Annotated in this window: 19 protein-coding genes and 1 pseudogene; 11 read left to right on the forward strand and 9 right to left on the reverse strand. The window is 45.3% G+C overall.

The window, feature by feature from the left end:
- The first annotated feature begins 217 nt into the window (after positions 1 to 217).
- The gene (gene pgl / locus ACE1CM_RS15655) at positions 218 to 946 is read left to right on the forward strand and encodes a 6-phosphogluconolactonase (protein WP_374878476.1); all 729 of its coding nucleotides are present in this window, start codon (positions 218 to 220) and stop codon (positions 944 to 946) included.
- Between the two features lie 245 nt (positions 947 to 1191).
- Here the strand turns inward: pgl and ACE1CM_RS15660 are convergent, their stop codons facing one another.
- On the reverse strand, positions 1192 to 1476 hold the full coding sequence (locus ACE1CM_RS15660; RefSeq protein ID WP_374878478.1) for a hypothetical protein: 285 nt from the start codon (positions 1474 to 1476) through the stop codon (positions 1192 to 1194).
- Here ACE1CM_RS15660 and ACE1CM_RS15665 point away from each other — a divergent pair.
- On the forward strand, positions 1407 to 2189 hold the full coding sequence (locus ACE1CM_RS15665) for an FHA domain-containing protein (protein ID WP_374878438.1): 783 nt from the start codon (positions 1407 to 1409) through the stop codon (positions 2187 to 2189). The genes ACE1CM_RS15660 and ACE1CM_RS15665 overlap by 70 nt on opposite strands.
- Before the next feature lie 29 nt (positions 2190 to 2218).
- A complete protein-coding gene (locus ACE1CM_RS15670; RefSeq protein WP_374878439.1) occupies positions 2219 to 2653 on the forward strand; it encodes an FHA domain-containing protein in 435 nt (144 codons plus the stop codon).
- Between the two features lie 652 nt (positions 2654 to 3305).
- Here the strand turns inward: ACE1CM_RS15670 and ACE1CM_RS15675 are convergent.
- Complete coding sequence (locus tag ACE1CM_RS15675; protein ID WP_374878440.1) at positions 3306 to 3455, reverse strand: hypothetical protein; 150 nt, start codon at positions 3453 to 3455, stop codon at positions 3306 to 3308.
- A 595-nt stretch (positions 3456 to 4050) separates the two neighbouring features.
- Here ACE1CM_RS15675 and ACE1CM_RS15680 point away from each other — a divergent pair.
- Positions 4051 to 4194, forward strand: a complete 144-nt coding sequence (locus ACE1CM_RS15680; protein ID WP_374878477.1) for a hypothetical protein — start codon at positions 4051 to 4053, stop codon at positions 4192 to 4194.
- Here the strand turns inward: ACE1CM_RS15680 and ACE1CM_RS15685 are convergent.
- On the reverse strand, positions 4133 to 4339 hold the full coding sequence (locus ACE1CM_RS15685) for a hypothetical protein (protein WP_374878479.1): 207 nt from the start codon (positions 4337 to 4339) through the stop codon (positions 4133 to 4135). The genes ACE1CM_RS15680 and ACE1CM_RS15685 overlap by 62 nt on opposite strands.
- A gap of 191 nt (positions 4340 to 4530) precedes the next feature.
- On the opposite strand from ACE1CM_RS15685, the gene ACE1CM_RS15690 reads away from it, so the two are divergent.
- Both ACE1CM_RS15690 and iscB read left to right on the forward strand, forming a co-directional pair.
- Positions 4531 to 6765: a CBS domain-containing protein gene (locus ACE1CM_RS15690; RefSeq protein WP_374878441.1), complete on the forward strand. Its 2235-nt coding sequence runs from the start codon at positions 4531 to 4533 to the stop codon at positions 6763 to 6765.
- A 363-nt stretch (positions 6766 to 7128) separates the two neighbouring features.
- Positions 7129 to 8412: an RNA-guided endonuclease IscB gene (gene iscB / locus ACE1CM_RS15695; protein ID WP_374878442.1), complete on the forward strand. Its 1284-nt coding sequence runs from the start codon at positions 7129 to 7131 to the stop codon at positions 8410 to 8412.
- A 198-nt stretch (positions 8413 to 8610) separates the two neighbouring features.
- On the opposite strand, the pseudogene ACE1CM_RS15700 reads toward iscB, so the two are convergent.
- Positions 8611 to 8742 (reverse strand): annotated as a pseudogene (locus ACE1CM_RS15700) (hypothetical protein); the annotation flags it as partial.
- Between the two features lie 278 nt (positions 8743 to 9020).
- Here ACE1CM_RS15700 and ACE1CM_RS15705 point away from each other — a divergent pair.
- The 4 genes from ACE1CM_RS15705 to ACE1CM_RS15720 all read left to right on the forward strand — a co-directional run bounded on the left by ACE1CM_RS15705 (position 9021) and on the right by ACE1CM_RS15720 (position 11426).
- Entirely contained in the window at positions 9021 to 9272 is a 252-nt protein-coding gene (locus ACE1CM_RS15705) for a hypothetical protein (protein WP_374878443.1), read from the forward strand.
- Positions 9273 to 9373: 101 nt separating this feature from the next.
- Positions 9374 to 10009, forward strand: coding sequence for a Uma2 family endonuclease (locus ACE1CM_RS15710; RefSeq protein ID WP_374878444.1), 636 nt, complete (start codon positions 9374 to 9376; stop codon positions 10007 to 10009).
- 100 nt (positions 10010 to 10109) lie between these two features.
- On the forward strand, positions 10110 to 10745 hold the full coding sequence (locus ACE1CM_RS15715) for a Uma2 family endonuclease (RefSeq protein ID WP_374878445.1): 636 nt from the start codon (positions 10110 to 10112) through the stop codon (positions 10743 to 10745).
- Positions 10746 to 11129: 384 nt separating this feature from the next.
- Positions 11130 to 11426 carry a type II toxin-antitoxin system PemK/MazF family toxin gene (locus ACE1CM_RS15720; RefSeq protein ID WP_374878446.1) on the forward strand — a complete coding sequence of 99 codons (297 nt, stop codon included), beginning with the start codon at positions 11130 to 11132 and terminating at the stop codon, positions 11424 to 11426.
- 45 nt (positions 11427 to 11471) lie between these two features.
- On the opposite strand, the gene ACE1CM_RS15725 is transcribed toward ACE1CM_RS15720, so the two are convergent.
- Positions 11472 to 11708 carry a hypothetical protein gene (locus ACE1CM_RS15725; protein WP_374878447.1) on the reverse strand — a complete coding sequence of 79 codons (237 nt, stop codon included), beginning with the start codon at positions 11706 to 11708 and terminating at the stop codon, positions 11472 to 11474.
- Positions 11709 to 11975: 267 nt separating this feature from the next.
- Positions 11976 to 12173 carry a hypothetical protein gene (locus tag ACE1CM_RS15730; protein ID WP_374878448.1) on the reverse strand — a complete coding sequence of 66 codons (198 nt, stop codon included), beginning with the start codon at positions 12171 to 12173 and terminating at the stop codon, positions 11976 to 11978.
- A 161-nt stretch (positions 12174 to 12334) separates the two neighbouring features.
- Here ACE1CM_RS15730 and ACE1CM_RS15735 point away from each other — a divergent pair, with 161 nt between their 5' ends.
- A complete protein-coding gene (locus ACE1CM_RS15735) occupies positions 12335 to 12997 on the forward strand; it encodes a hypothetical protein (protein WP_374878449.1) in 663 nt (220 codons plus the stop codon).
- 173 nt (positions 12998 to 13170) lie between these two features.
- Here ACE1CM_RS15735 and ACE1CM_RS15740 read toward each other — a convergent pair whose 3' ends face one another.
- The 3 genes from ACE1CM_RS15740 to ACE1CM_RS15750 form a co-directional block, all read right to left on the reverse strand.
- On the reverse strand, positions 13171 to 13485 hold the full coding sequence (locus ACE1CM_RS15740) for a DUF1778 domain-containing protein (RefSeq protein WP_374878450.1): 315 nt from the start codon (positions 13483 to 13485) through the stop codon (positions 13171 to 13173).
- A 36-nt stretch (positions 13486 to 13521) separates the two neighbouring features.
- Positions 13522 to 13725, reverse strand: a complete 204-nt coding sequence (locus ACE1CM_RS15745; protein WP_374878451.1) for a DUF2283 domain-containing protein — start codon at positions 13723 to 13725, stop codon at positions 13522 to 13524.
- Between the two features lie 194 nt (positions 13726 to 13919).
- On the reverse strand, positions 13920 to 14747 hold the full coding sequence (locus ACE1CM_RS15750) for a Uma2 family endonuclease (RefSeq protein WP_374878452.1): 828 nt from the start codon (positions 14745 to 14747) through the stop codon (positions 13920 to 13922).
- Positions 14748 to 14942: the final 195 nt, after the last annotated feature.

A 14942-nucleotide genomic window follows, 5' to 3' on the forward strand; every position in this document is an offset into this window, starting at 1 on the left:
AGCCTTTCATGCTGCTGTTTTTCCCCTTCAAGCTTTGCCTCAAAAACTAGGATAATTACGCCAACACACTTAGCGTAAGTGTAGCACATCTAAGAAAAGCCGTCCTAGAAGGACGGGGCTTTAAACCCAATTTTTCGGTAATGGCGATCCCAGAGTGGGTTCTCTTCGCCTAAGATCAGCTAGACGCGGATAACATAAGCTGATGGGGACAATAACAATGGGCAAGCAGGTCGAAATTTTACCCACTATGGCAGGCTTGATCGAGCGCGCGGGAGAACTTGTCCTGGCTCAAATGCAGTCATCTATCTCTTCTCGCGGTCAGTGTACGATCGCCCTGTCTGGTGGTAGTACGCCGAAGCCATTGTACGAAGCGATGGCCAATCTTGACCTACCTTGGCAAAAAATCCACGTTTTTTGGGGTGACGAACGCTACGTAGCGCCAGATCATCCCGATAGCAATCAAGGGATGGCTCGTCGCGCTTGGTTAGACAAAGTTAATATCCCAGCAGCTAATATTCATCCCATGCCTACAGATGCAGGCGACCCCGCTGTTGATGCGTCGAAACATGAAGCCGAGTTAAGCGAGTTCTTCAAAACCCCACCAGGGGAGTTTCCGGCATTGGATATTATTTTGCTGGGAATGGGAGATGATGGACATACAGCTTCGTTATTTCCCCATACAGAGGCACTGGGAGTACGCGATCGCTTGATTGCTGTTGGCAATAAAGACGGTCAGCCCCGTTTAACTTTTACCGCACCGCTGATTAACTCGGCTCGTTGCGTCATCTTTGTAGTAGCCGGTGCTAACAAGCGACCTGCTTTAGCCCAGATATTTGCCCCACAAGGGGATGAGATGACCTACCCAAGTCGGCTAATTCAACCCGTAGGAGAGTTGTGGTGGCTACTTGATGAGTCAGCAGGTCAAGAACTGAAATTCGTGGGCTGACAAAATTCGCTGTTATTAAAAGATTTGACGTTGATTAGCTCCGGTTTGACCCGAATTCCTCTAGGATCGTTTCCAGGGCAGCGAATATTCTATCTGTAACCCACCGCTAACCTTAATAGGTGTGACGGGGGCTGGCAAAAGTCCTAGCTGACCAAACTCTCTTAGCAATACCTACGTTGGTGGCAAGCGTTCAAGTTCCTACCAAAAAATGCTCCCGCCAGTCCGAGATGCTAGAACCGAGTGGTTTAACAAGCAATTAGGGTTAAGCCAGTGCTGCTTGGATAGTACCGACTGCTAACATTGTTGAGGCTGACAATACCTGTGAAATCCGAGCTAGGTTTGCTGGTTCCTGAACCAAAAAGACCAGTACTTAATTTAATTGTGGAAAGGCACAAACCCTGCTCTGCCTTTCCTCCCACCGCCAAAGCGGTATAGCGTTGTTCTCCAGGCAGGAAGAAAGATGATTGTTTGCCCGAATTGCAACCACCAAAACCCTGACGGAGCGGTTCAGTGCGAAGCTTGTTATACACCCTTACCGGCAACGACCAGTTGCCCGAACTGTGGCACCTCGGTGCAAACAGATGCTAGCTTCTGCGGTCAGTGTGGCTTTGACTTGCGCCCTGGTGGCAGTATCACAGGCGCAGCAGAGACAGTGGCTGCCGCTATTCCAACAGTCGCCCCGACAGTACAGGTACCCTTGCCAGACCCAGTGGCACCCGCTCCTTTGGTTCAACCCGATTCTGTGAGCATGAGTTCTCCATTACCCGATCCGCAACCACCCAGCACCAGTCCTCCTGCACCCACAAGGGTGACGCCGCCGCCCATGGCGCAAGAGAGCGAACCCGCACCGTCTTCAAACGTCCCCACCGTTGCACCGTCTAGCTTTGCCTTTGGGGGTAAAACTCAATTGCAGCAGCAGACGGCAGGATTGCTGCACGTCCAAACCCAAAAGACAATTGAGTTGCCACAAAATTTATCTATTATCCACCTCGGCAAGCCCAACGACCAGATTCCGCCCGACATCGATGTTTCTGGATTTCCCCATTCAGAGATAGTGTCCCGCGTTCATGCCGATATTCGGGTAGAGGGAGATAGTTACTATATCGAAGATGTGGGGAGTGCCAACGGGACTTACATTAACCACACGCCCCTGCCAACGGGAAACCGACATCGATTGCGACCAGGCGATCGCATTTCTCTGGGCAAAGGTGACCTGGTAACATTTTTGTTCCAACTTTCGTAGCTCGATCTAAGAGAGTTGACGCTGTTAATGTGATTACGCTAAACCTTCTACATCCGCTTCAGTCAATCCCGATTCAAACTTGGTCTTTTGAGGAGGAATCGGTGATTCGCATCGGGCGTGCTACCGATAACCAAGTGATTCTGTACAGCGCCGTGGTTTCCCGCCACCACGTAGAACTGCGTCGTCGGGGTTCTACCTGGGAAATAGTTAATTTGGGTGCAAACGGTACTTACCTAGATGGGAAACGCATCAGCGAAGCACCGATCGGAGATGGTGCTTTGATTCGCTTAGCTCGCTCCGGGCCTCAAATCCAAATCCACCTGGGAATGGTAGAGGTGATGGAGGGGCAAAAAATCATCTCCCAGAAACGATCGCCCGCCGAACCACAGCCTGACAAATCAAGAGACACTTTGGTCAATCCCCGAAGCGACAACCGGGAAGACCCAACTGTAACCGATGCCTGAAAACCATCGGTCAGGTAAAGCGATGCAACCGCGCCAAGATCCGGACATCGCTATCAATAACAATTTATCTTTCGAGGGGGCTTGGGTTAGCTCTTTGACCGACGTCCTACCCGATAGGGAGGCATAGGATACATGGACTCCCTCACTTTAATTTTACGGGGGTCAATAGCCCTAAAATTAACTTTTCTGTTGACGACGTTTGCTGCTATTTACAACAGAAATGATATGATTAACATACCGAATAACCATCGGTTACCTTGACTCAAATTCACAGGTCCAAGCAGCGTGGTTAACAGCGCTTTCCGGCATAAACTGGTCCGAACCTAGACAATTGAAGTTACGGGGTGAAAACTAAAAACTTTGGGTGAGATGTGCCCAATTCTGTAGTTGGGTAAAAACTTGATCCAGTTTTGGGGAGATTACTCTTGCCAAAACCTCGCGTCACAGTACATAACCCAAGTTGCTAGTTATAACTATCGTGGGTTGCTAATCGCTAATTGCTAATTGCTTATGGGAATATTTTTCGGTTCTACCATTAGCCATTAGCTATTAGCCATTAGCCATTAGCAACCCTAAAAAGATAACTAGCAACTTGCGTTACATAGGTGTAATGCTATACAAAAATTGGCTAAACTTATCTAAAGTTCACCATTCAACTACTAGAAGAAATTTCTAGAGGGTCTGCTTCCTGCTTCAACCTTTGGGAGTCGGCTCCTGCTTTTCCACTAGGAAATTCGGGTTTTGCCCACCCTATTTTAAGATGAGTAACTGTTTTTTGCAGCTTTAGCCATTGTTCAACCATTATTGAACCAATTTAACGAATCGTGGTAAGACGTACGACCTTTTTATCGGCTGGCTAGTTTTGCAGCGCAGCGACTGGTTTACAAACCAGAAGATTTTAAGCCTTGGTTTTCGGCAAGCTGCTAAATATAGCATAAAATTACAACAAGGTCAATATTATCGTGATAAATAACAGCGATTGTCGGAGAAAGTTCAGCTAAATTAGATTTATTTGCTGCTGAGCTAAAGTCTGTTGAGAGACAGATACGCCGATGGCAGCGACGAATGGAAAGAGCGAGGAGATCTAATAATCCAGATAACTACAATTTGGCCGACTTTGTTGACAGCAAAGGGAAAAAGAAAAAAGGAACTGTCAAAAAAGGTTGCAAAAAAAAGTGGAACGATTCTAAAGCTTACCTATCAACAAGAAGTGCACTAGCTAACCAGGAAAGAAAGTGACGCGCGCATCGCAAGTCATTACACGGGAGATTAGTTGATGAGATTCTGAGTCTGGGAAACACAATCAAGTTAGAGAAGCTTGACTACAAAGCTTGACAAAAACTATTCGGAAAGTCGTATCTCATTTGAAACGCAAGGCCCAAAGCGCTGGCGTTCACGTGGTCGAATTTTCCACACAGACAACTAAGTTATCTCAAACTTGTCATCAATGGGTCACCAAAAAAAAGAAAAACCTCTCAACTAGAGTCCACAAGTGTGAAGGCGGAATTCTTGGTCAGAGAGATTTGTACTGCTCCAAGTAGACAATGCTTTTCTGGCGTGGTCGGGTGCGGAACCTTTCCTGCTGGCGGCAAGGAGACAGGCGACCGCAACAATTAACTTGCGAGTAGGAGGGCAAGTTCCTTCTGACAAAGGAAAACCTCCTCCAGTCAGAGCGAGTCGCCACAAAAGTTTTAATTCCTAATACTGAGACTCACCGATGCTGTACCTAGAAATAGGGAGAGTCAAAGAGAGGTTGAAAGCGAGGCGTGAACCCCTTCGCATGGACGGCATGGGGTGGCTTAAGTAGGCATCATAATGAAGAATAGCTGCAAAGCTGACCGGATAGCAGCATACAATGTCTCCATCGAAGAATTGTGATGTGGCAATCATCACGCAGCCAACGAACCATGCAGCTAAACGGCCCCCGCATCTATTCTTTGGATCTAAGGCGTGCAATCGAGCCTGATGTCCTGATTGTCGCTCCTGACACTCCGGCGATCGAGGTGATGGCGCGGATGAGTCAGGTGAGAAGCAGTTGCTCGGTAACGCGCTCGCATCAATTGTCAGAAGTCGAAGCAAGCACATCTTCCCTCCAGAGTCTCAAACGAGCTAGCTGTGCTTTGGTAATGGCAGAAGGACAATTAGTAGGGATATTTACGGAAAGGGATATTGTCAGGCTGACTGCGCTGGGAATGAATTTAAGGGAATTTACGGTGGCTCAGGTGATGACCCATCCAGTAATTACCTTGACACAATCAGACTCTCAAGATATCTTCACCGCGCTCTCTATCTTTCGCCAGTACCGGATTCGCCACCTGCCAATTATGGACAAGCAGGGTCAGCTGATGGGTGTAGTAACGCCTGTAAGTATTGGCAGAGGGATGCAACCCGTAAATCTACTGACCCGATTGTGGTACGTGGCAGACGTCATGACAACCGAAGTCGTTCATGCCAAAGCAACGGCGTCGGTGCTGAGTTTAGCCCAGCTAATGGCACAGCATCGGGTTAGTTGTGTGGTGATTGCGGAGGAGAGGGGAGAAGGAGAAGGGGGGACGCGGGGAGAAGGAGACGGGGGGACGCGGGGACACGGGGAGACGGGGAATATAAATGAAACACTCCCCGCTCTCCCTTGTCTTCGACTCGAACCGTTTTCTTCCTCATCTCGCATCCCGGTAGGGATTGTCACAGAAGGGGATATCGTGGAGTTTCAGGCGCTGGAGCTGAATTTATCCCAGATGCAGGCAGCAGACGTGATGAGTACTCCACCGTTTTGTCTCGGACCAACAGAATCTTTGTGGGTTGCTTACCAAGAAATGCAGCGACGACACGTGCGGCGCTTGGTTGTAACTGGGGATGAAGGAGAACTGCTGGGAGTACTTTCCCAGACTAGCTTGCTGCAAGTGCTTTCCCCAACGGAAATGTATGGCGTTATTGAAGAGTTACAGCAAGCTGTCGAAGAAAGTACAACGGAATTAAGGAAAACCAACGAACGATTGCAGCAGGAAATTATCGAACGCCAGCGAGCTGAGGTAGCGCTACAAAAAGCCAACGACGAGTTAAAAAGACAGGTCGAGGAACAGACTGCTGAACTGCGAGCAGCTAACGCACTTCTAAAACAGGATATTGCCGAACGCCAGCGGGTAGAAGCAGCTTTGCGGCAATCGGAAGCGCAACTGAGGCAACAAACCCAGCAACTAGAGCGAGCGCTGCACGAACTGCAAAATACCCAAGCTCATCTAATTCAGACGGAAAAAATGTCCAGTTTGGGACAGATGGTGGCGGGTGTGGCGCACGAAATCAATAACCCGGTTAGTTTCATCCACGGCAATCTCCCTTATGCAACTGAATATGTCCAAGGTTTGTTGCGCTTAGTACAACTCTATCAGCAGCAATATCCCCACCCCGGCGAGGCAATTCAAATGCAGGCAGAAGCGATCGATCTCAATTTCCTGCTGGACGATTTACCCAAATTGCTGGCTTCGATGCATCTGGGGGCAGAGCGTATCCGCCAAATTGTGCTGAGCTTGCGAAGCTTCTCGCGCTTGGATGAGGCGGAAATGAAACCGGTTGACTTGCACGAGGGGATTGATAGCACACTGCTGATTTTACAGAACCGATTGCGTCCCCAGGGGGTATCTCGCAAACGAGGGACTCTGGCAGAACATCCCGGTATTTTGGTGATTAAGGAGTACGGGGACTTGCCACTGGTGGACTGTTATGCTGGGCAGCTGAACCAGGTGTTTATGAACATCCTCAGCAATGCCATCGATGCTTTGGAAGAGGATTCTGGGGATAGAGTGCAGGATGCGTCCCCAGACGATTCCCTAGACTCCTCGCCCCAAATTCGGATTCGCACCGAAGTCATCAACAGCGACTGGGTAGGGATTCGGATTGCAGATAACGGACCGGGAATGACAGAATCAGTACGCCAGAAGCTGTTTGACCCGTTTTTTACCACGAAACCTGTGGGGAAAGGGACGGGTTTGGGGTTGTCAATTAGTTACAAGATTGTGGTTGAGAAACACGGCGGTCGATTAAATTGCGTTTCAGCACTGGGACAGGGAACTGAGTTTATGATTGAGATTCCTATTCGGCAAGCTGCGTTAAGTTAGGAGCGAGGGTTTGAGCCGTCATTTTATGATGGATGTGTTTCCAGGCTTAATCTGATTCAAACAGTCTTGGAGTTGGTTTATGAATGCGCAACAACAAGTTATACAGCAAAGTCAGCACCCCGCTCTTGCATAGACAGGGCATCATGCCTCTAAGTTTAGATAGCTGACCAGCCTAAGTCTTAACCGACTACGTTTAAGGTAAGTGTTCAAGAACCTACCAAGGGATGCGTAGCTAGTCCCTTGCTCTAGAACAAGAAAGTTAAACAGTTTTACTCGGGGTAAGACGGTGCTTTCTTGATAGTTACCGACCTTAAACTTTGGCGAAGCTAACATTACCCTAGAAATAGGAGACTCGATTGAGTTATGTCAAAAGTATTGGTTATTGACACCAACAAACGACAATTAGAACCAGTGCATCCAGCCGCAGCTAGATTACTTCTTAGTTATGGTAAAGCTGCTGTTTTTCGTCATTATCCATTCACCATTATCCTGAAGGAGGCTAGAACTAACTTGGCAGTACAACCACTACGATTAAAGCTAGATCATGGTGCTAAAACTACTGGCATTGCTATCATTAATGAGAATGATGGAAAAGTAGTTTTTGCGGCACAATTACAACACAGAGGGTTTGCTATTAGAGATGCTTTGATATCACGTCACCAACTGAGGAGAGGCAGGAGAGCAAGAAAAACTCGCTATCGCAAACCAAGATTTCTGAATCGTCGTCGTCACTCAGGATGGTTGCCACCAAGCCTTGAAAGTCGAGTTGCTAATATACTAACTTGGGTACACAAGTTCAGGAAGTATTGTAAGATAGCTGCTATTTCTCAAGAGTTAGTGAAATTCGACACTCAGCTAATAGAGAATCCCGATATTAATGGTGTTGAATATCAGCAAGGAACCATAGCCGGATATGAACTCAGGGAGTATTTACTAGAGAAATGGAACAGGCAATGCGCTTATTGCGGTATTAAGGATGTACCTCTCCAGGTGGAACATATTCATCCTAAATCCAAAGGAGGCAGTAACAGAGTTTCCAATCTCTGTTTGGCTTGCGAATCATGCAACGTCAAGAAAGGTAATAGATTAATTCAGGAGTTCCTCAAAGGCAAACAAGGTTTGTTGAACAAAATCCTATCTCAAGCTAAACGTCCACTTGCTGATACGGCAGCAGTCAATGCAACTCGTTGGGAATTGTTCAGAAGGTTGAAAGAAACTGGTTGGCCTGTGGAGTGCGGGACGGGTGGTAGGACTAAATTTAATCGCACTAATCTTAGATTACCAAAGACTCACTGGATTGATGCTGCTTGTGTTGGCGCTAGTACCCCTAAATTAAAAGTTGATGGAGTTAAACCTATGTTGATTAAAGCAACTGGACATGGAACGCGACAAATGTGTGGAACCGATAAATATGGTTTCCCAATTAGGCATCGGTCAAGGACACAAATCCATCAAGGGTTTCAAACGGGAGATATCGTGAAAGCAGTAGTAACGAAGGGTAAAAAGGTTGGCGGTTATTTCGGTCGTGTTTCTTGTCGTGCTACAGGTTGTTTTGATATCTCAACCAAAGATGGTCGCGTACAAGGAATTAGTCACAAATATTGTCAAGTAATTCACCGAAAGGATGGTTATACTTACTGCTTTTAAGGCTAGACAGCAAATAAATTCCCTCGTGTCGTGTTTCATCCCCCGGTTAAAACACGGGGACTTCCACGCTTCCCGGATATTTTAGGTGATATGACATCATAGCTATCGGATGCCGCCAAATCTAACATAATCCGGCGCTGGTGGTTAGGGTAGAGTGATCGCACCCCTACCGCTGCAAGTGCGCGAGTCGCTTTTCCATCACTTTTGCCCCTCTGGGGGCTTTTTTTGTGGCGGCGGTATTTCGCCAGTTTTTTCGGCTGCCAACACAGCCACTTCAATTAGAAAACCAGCCAGGTTCGCTGTGGGTCTGCCTTGTTTATCAGCCCATTGCTTTAAAGCTTCCTAGACGTAATCAGGAAGCGTAAGGTAAACGCGCCTACTCATAGGTTTCCACTCATTAGTGAATGTCTTAGCTACAAATTAGCAACCAATTAGCCACCAATCATCCCCACAAAAGCCCAAAAATTAGCTATAATATTATCCTTTTTTTTGTGATATGTTTTTAGAGAACGCTAAGCGTTCAAAGTCAAAAGTCAGAAGCCAGCCCCGCGCCCTGGAAAAGCAGTGGACTGGCTCTGGCTCCAATTGAAAAAGGAGATATTTTTATTATGCTTCATCGAGAACGTCTTAGTCCTTGGATTATTGTTCGTCTGCTGCCAAATTTGCAAAGAATTGTTGTGGGTCGTTTTCGCAATTGGTCGGATGCAGATGGTCATTTGAGAATTTTGCAACAATTGATTCCTGGGGCTAAATTGATCGTTGTTTTCGATCCAGGGGAGATGCGTAACGGTACGCAAGGCGATATGCCATCAGGTACGCTGCGCGATATGCCATCCGGCACGCGCAAGGGACGCATGTAATTAAAGTGGGTGCGATCGCTGTTGATTGTATGTGCGATCGCGCCCTAATCTCCCCTCGCGTTAAACTAAATTCAATACATAGTATAAGTTGGGCAAAAATCATGACAGCGACTCTACAACCAACAAAAAAACGCTACTACACACCAGAAGAGTATCTAGAACTAGAAGAAAAAGCAGAATACAAAAGCGAATATCACGATGGAGTAATCATTCCTATGACAGGTGGAACTACAAATCATAACCGAATTGCAGGAAACACTTACGTTGCGTTAAAACTGGCTCTCAAAGGACAGAACTATGATATTTTCATTGGTGATGTACGTCTGTGGATACCCAGAATCAGAAGCTATGTTTATCCTGATGTGATGGTTATTGCAGGTTTACCTGAATATCACGATAATCGCAAGGATACGATTACCAATCCTCAAGTAATTATTGAAATTTTATCGAAATCGACCAAAGGTTACGACCAGGGTGACAAGTTTAGTTATTACAGAACTATCCCGACATTTCAAGAGTATATTTTGATTGACCAGAATAAGATAGCAATTGAACAATATTCTAAGCAGTCAAATAAGCGGTGGTCTTATTGGGAATACGATGAAGAGGATGCAGGGTTATTGTTTAATTGCTTCCAAGTAGAAGTGCCGCTGGTTGATATTTATGAGAAAGTAGATTTTGAGGCGGAGGAAGTAGAAGAAGAGGTGGAAGTGGTAGAAGAGAAGGAAGGGGAGTGAGAAAGCAAGCGCGTTTGCCGTTGCAAAGCAAATCGCGCCCTCTTTATATCCTGACGTTAAACTGAATTCAAGACATAGTATAAGTTGGGGAAAAATGACGATGACAGCTACTCTACAATCAACCAAACAAGACTTGTACACGCCAGAGGAATATTTAGCCCTGGAAGAAGCAGCAGAATATAAAAGTGAATATCACGATGGAGTAATTATTCCCATGACAGGTGGAACTACGAATCATAACCGAATTGCACTTAGCATGAGCATTGCGTTGCGTCTTGCCCTTAAAGGACAGGAATACGATGTCTTTATCAGTGACGTGCGTTTATGGATACCTAGAATCAGAAGCTATGTTTATCCCGATGTGATGGTTATTGCAGGTAAACCTGAATATCACGATAATCACAAGGATACGATTACTAATCCTCAAGTGATTATTGAAGTTTTATCTAAATCGACCAGAAATTACGATCGCGGTGATAAATTTAGCTATTATCGCACAATTCCCAGCTTTCAGGAGTATATTCTGATTGACCAGAAAAAAATAGCAATTGAACAGTATTCTAAACAAGCAAATAAACGTTGGTCTTTTTCTGAATACAACGAGGAAGATACAGACTTGTTTTTTAGCTCATTGCAGGTACAAGTGCCGCTTGTTGATATTTACGAGAAAGTTGATTTTGAGGCAGAGGAGTCGGAAGAAGAGACAGAGGTGCTAGAAGAAAAGGAAGGAGAGTGAGAAAGCGCTCGCGCAACAAGCTCGCGTTATAGAGTAAACTTGTTTACAGGATTCCAATCCTCCCAGATAATCAGATTCTTGATATAGCAAAAACATGGATTACCTCAAAGAAAAGATTGTAGAGAAACTGGAAAGCCTGTCTGAAATGGCAATTCAAGAAGTTATAGACTTTTTAGATTTCGTAGTATGGCACAACTGAACTCGTGAGAAATCATCATTATCTGTAGCAGGGAATGACTTACAGGAAGAACAAGAAGCAGCATGGCTAGAGACGGACTTATCTAACCTGGGAAGTTACGACCCTTACGACTGGGAACCCGGAGAAATGGATGAGGGTTTGCCTGTTAAGTATGTACCTGGTATGGGTGTAGTAATTGTTGAGGAATGACTAATCGTTCTTTACAGTTTGGGGACATTGTAACGGTGCGATTTCCCACACAAAATCCTCAAGGTCGCGAACAAGAAGGTTATCGACCTGCGATTGTGGTTGGTTTTCCAAACCGACTGGGAGTACCGCGCTTTCAATTAATAATGGTGATGCCGATGGCGACTGACCAAAATCAGGCGTGGGCTATTGCTTCACCCGATTTATATCCACGTTTTGCAGCGGGAGTTGCAGGGTTAAACGCCAAAACTACGAACTCCACCATGGAGAAGTGGTGGAATTCGATTCGAGAATAATTCACTCCGTACCACCACTACGAACAGCAAGGTACTCACTGCAATTCAGGCAGATTGAAATTTAGAGACTTCACCCCCGGCATCATCAAGGGATTTTTTTTGGGATTCTAACCACTGCTCAACAATCTCCCGCACCAGCTCTGTGGGATTACGATCGCGCTCCTCACAAATCTGACGGAAAACCGCATCAGCCTTGACTGTAAGGCGCACGCCGTAAACCTTCCGGGAGAATCTGCCTTTAGTAAATTTACCTGTCTGGGGATCCTTAAAAGGTACAGCCACAATAGTCACCAATGCTACATCACCAATATACCAAAAAAAACCTCTGCTTTCGACTAAAAACCATTGATAATAATACGGTCGCTAAAAAGCACGGTGGAGAAACCACCGTGCTGCAAACAAAAATACTTCTCCTCTATTATATATGAAGCAAGCGATTCGGTTGGAACCGCCAAAACTACGAACTCCACCATGGAGAAGTGGTGGAATTCGATTCGAGAATATTACATTCTGTACCACGCCTAAAAGCAGAACGATACAGCCTGCAATTTAGGAAGACTCAGGTAAACCAGCAACCAAATCCTCAAGAGCCTTTCTAATCAAAACCATTCGATTCTTCCCCAAAGCCTTGAGCTTTTTGTTCAGGCTTGGGGGAACTCTAATACCGATAAAATCCGTGGCAGGCTCATCGTAAGGGGACTTAAACTGGTGCTTTTTCAAACCTGGGTTACCACCGGGACGTGCCATAGTTCCTTTTGTACGCTTCCCTCCCAATATAGCGCGATATCTTACCACAATAATGTAAATAAAAGTTAAGATTAATGGCGAAAGCACGATATCTTGCTAAAATTAAAAAGCGGTGGAGAAAAGCCACCGCGAAAAAAAAAAGAAAAACATCTCTATTATATATGAACCTGGCAAAACTAACCAAAAAACTGACCGCACTCACCAAGAAACTCGCAGCATTCGTCAAGCTGAATTGCCGCAATTTGATCCGAAAGGTGGCGGTTGAAATCACCCGCACCGAAGGCGAAATTGAAAAGCTGACACCCCGCACCGCCACCCCCGACACCAGCGCGAAATACTCTTGGGACAAAGACTTCTCTAAATGCACAAACCTAGAGAAGGGAAAAACCTACTTTGTAAGCAACTACACTTGCACCTGCGAGTCTAAATTGTACAAAACCGGGCAGATCAACGGCACTTGTAAGCACGTGCGAATGCGTGCAGAACTGCTGAAATCTTATGCAAAAGAATTTGATTTAACAGTCCCAGAAGGCACAGAAATCAAGCGCAGCAGTGATTGGGCAGCACTGGAATACGAAGCGTTTGCCCTTCGCAGAGTAAAAGAAATTAAAAGCGAATTCGTCGGCACAATTGTACTGGGAAAAACCACAGCAACGGCTTATCCCTTAAAAGGAGTCTCAAAAGACTTTGATGAAGTCTTTGACGCCGTTACGTACCTGGCAAAAGCCGCCAAACTGTCTTTAAAAGAACTCAAAGATTTAGCCACAGAAAAGGAATGGGCAGAGGGCGGCGAAGAATACTACCCAGATTACGAATACGCCTAAAACCTCGACCTGGACAAGTCGATAAACTATCCAAAACAAACAACTGCGATCGCACAGAAAAAGGCACAAGCCACCAAAACGTGGCTGACTGAAGAACTGCAACAAGCCAATGTGAAGCTCAGCGAGGAGTTTGTAGCGGCGTGCGAAGCCTTTTTACAGCACTATTACGCAATCTATACGGGCGCGGATGTAACTATTTCCCAGTCGCGATTGCTCAATACAATTTGCTCTATTTCTGGAGTTTCTTTTGCTAAATTAAGAGCAACTTCAAGCAGATACTCACTCAAACTTTTATTTTTAGCTGCCGCTGCTTTTTCGAGAGTTTCTTTGTCTTGTTGGCTAAGGGTTAGCGTGATATGTTCTGTAACTTCTGCCCTTTGCTTCTCAATTTGCCGTTTCTGGATGAGTTCAATCAGCAAGTCTTGGTCTACAGAGGAAAGTGCCTCAACGTATTCCATAACAGTTTGTAATGCGATCGAGTTGCTCATTCGTGTAATCTCCTACTTCCTGAAATTGAGGATTATTTAGACGCTGATAAATTCTACAGGCAGCGTATCAGTATTTTCCCTATAGTTCAGTCGTTCAAATCCAATTACTTTACCGTCTTTATCTTTCATCAGTAAAAGTTCCTCATCTGCTTCTTCGGCGATGAATTCTTTTCTGGGGTCATCAAACCAAACTGTGAGGGTTTTGCCTTCTTTGTCGTAATATATTTTCACGGTTTCCATACACTTTCTCCTTTAGCTAAAAAGCACAACGGGAAACGAGTTGCGATCAAAACTTTGAAAAATGAACTGTTGTCTCATCAAGATTTTCCCACATTTCGCGACAGATTTCGCGATGAAGCCCTCAGCATGTAGGGTGCGTTAACGCAGTGTAACGCACCATTTCTACCATATGTGGTGTCGCTGCGTAAGTCCTGTTAAATTGTATCTGGATCGATATTTAATTCGCGCAGTTTTGCCGCCAATTTTTCTGCTTTTTCCTGAGCTAATTCTTTCTGCTGACGTTCAGATGCAGCCGTTTGTTCAGCTAATTCTTTCTGTTGACGTTCAGATGCAGCCGTTGCTTTAGCTAATTCTTTCTGTTGACGTTCAGATGCAGCCGTTGCTTCAGCTAATTCTTTCTGTTGGCGTTCAAATTCAGCCGTTTCTTCTGGCGTTGGTACTAGCTGTCCTTCAGGTGTAAAAAACCTCAATAATCCCTGATGAATTCCGATAGATAAACCTAGCTGCTGACTCCATAAATGTCCTTGACTATTTGGTTCTAAAGGTTGGTACTTACCATCAACTAAATGAAAACCAGCAAATTCTAACCTGTAAGGATCGAACCAAAAATAATCGTATGTGCGAAAGGTATTTTGGTATTTTTTTTTCTTAAAATATTTATCAGTCTCCGCAGTTGATGGCGACATAATTTCTACAATAACATTAGGATATTTACCATCTTCTTCCCAAACCACCCAACTTTTACGGGTTTTGCGTTCGGTGTCTAACACCACAAAAAAATCGGGGCCACGAAAGAATTCTGATTTGAGTTGGTTGGGACTATAATAAATGGTAAGGTTGCCAGCAGCGTAGAAATCATTTCTGTCTCGCCACAACCATTCTAGGCATTTGAGTAAGAGAATTATCTGACGTAGATGTAGTTCGCTTTCCACGGGAGGTTCGTCACTGTATAAGTCACCAGGAGGAAATATAACATCTTCTTGGATGTCTTGGGTAGGTTCTAATTCTTTGACAAGGGTCATGGTTTTGGGTGCAACATTGGGTGTTTATTGATTTATTTTAGCGCTGGTTTTGCTGTTTAACATGACTTACGTAATTGGCATATTTTTTCTGTAGGGTGCGTGACGCTGCGAGAATATCTGAACGTAGTAATCAGACTTGTAGCGTCACGCACCAACCACCGATTGTGACACTTGGCTTTAGTTCTGTGTTTAACA

This window comes from Microseira sp. BLCC-F43 (genome assembly GCF_041929235.1).
Taxonomy (GTDB): Bacteria; Cyanobacteriota; Cyanobacteriia; order Cyanobacteriales; family Aerosakkonemataceae; genus Microseira.

Excerpts from the sequence above, each read along its gene's own strand:
- ACE1CM_RS15690 (WP_374878441.1), top strand. The coding sequence starts at position 4,531 with ATGTGGCAATCATCACGCAGCCAACGAACCATGCAGCTAAACGGCCCC.
- ACE1CM_RS15665 (WP_374878438.1), top strand. The coding sequence starts at position 1,407 with ATGATTGTTTGCCCGAATTGCAACCACCAAAACCCTGACGGAGCGGTT.
- pgl (WP_374878476.1), top strand. The coding sequence starts at position 218 with ATGGGCAAGCAGGTCGAAATTTTACCCACTATGGCAGGCTTGATCGAG.
- ACE1CM_RS15735 (WP_374878449.1), top strand. The coding sequence starts at position 12,335 with ATGAACCTGGCAAAACTAACCAAAAAACTGACCGCACTCACCAAGAAA.
- ACE1CM_RS15740 (WP_374878450.1), bottom strand. The coding sequence starts at position 13,485 with ATGAGCAACTCGATCGCATTACAAACTGTTATGGAATACGTTGAGGCA.
- ACE1CM_RS15720 (WP_374878446.1), top strand. The coding sequence starts at position 11,130 with ATGACTAATCGTTCTTTACAGTTTGGGGACATTGTAACGGTGCGATTT.
- ACE1CM_RS15675 (WP_374878440.1), bottom strand. The coding sequence starts at position 3,455 with ATGGTTGAACAATGGCTAAAGCTGCAAAAAACAGTTACTCATCTTAAA.
- iscB (WP_374878442.1), top strand. The coding sequence starts at position 7,129 with ATGTCAAAAGTATTGGTTATTGACACCAACAAACGACAATTAGAACCA.
- ACE1CM_RS15710 (WP_374878444.1), top strand. The coding sequence starts at position 9,374 with ATGACAGCGACTCTACAACCAACAAAAAAACGCTACTACACACCAGAA.
- ACE1CM_RS15730 (WP_374878448.1), bottom strand. The coding sequence starts at position 12,173 with ATGGCACGTCCCGGTGGTAACCCAGGTTTGAAAAAGCACCAGTTTAAG.
- ACE1CM_RS15750 (WP_374878452.1), bottom strand. The coding sequence starts at position 14,747 with ATGACCCTTGTCAAAGAATTAGAACCTACCCAAGACATCCAAGAAGAT.
- ACE1CM_RS15705 (WP_374878443.1), top strand. The coding sequence starts at position 9,021 with ATGCTTCATCGAGAACGTCTTAGTCCTTGGATTATTGTTCGTCTGCTG.
- ACE1CM_RS15745 (WP_374878451.1), bottom strand. The coding sequence starts at position 13,725 with ATGGAAACCGTGAAAATATATTACGACAAAGAAGGCAAAACCCTCACA.
- ACE1CM_RS15715 (WP_374878445.1), top strand. The coding sequence starts at position 10,110 with ATGACAGCTACTCTACAATCAACCAAACAAGACTTGTACACGCCAGAG.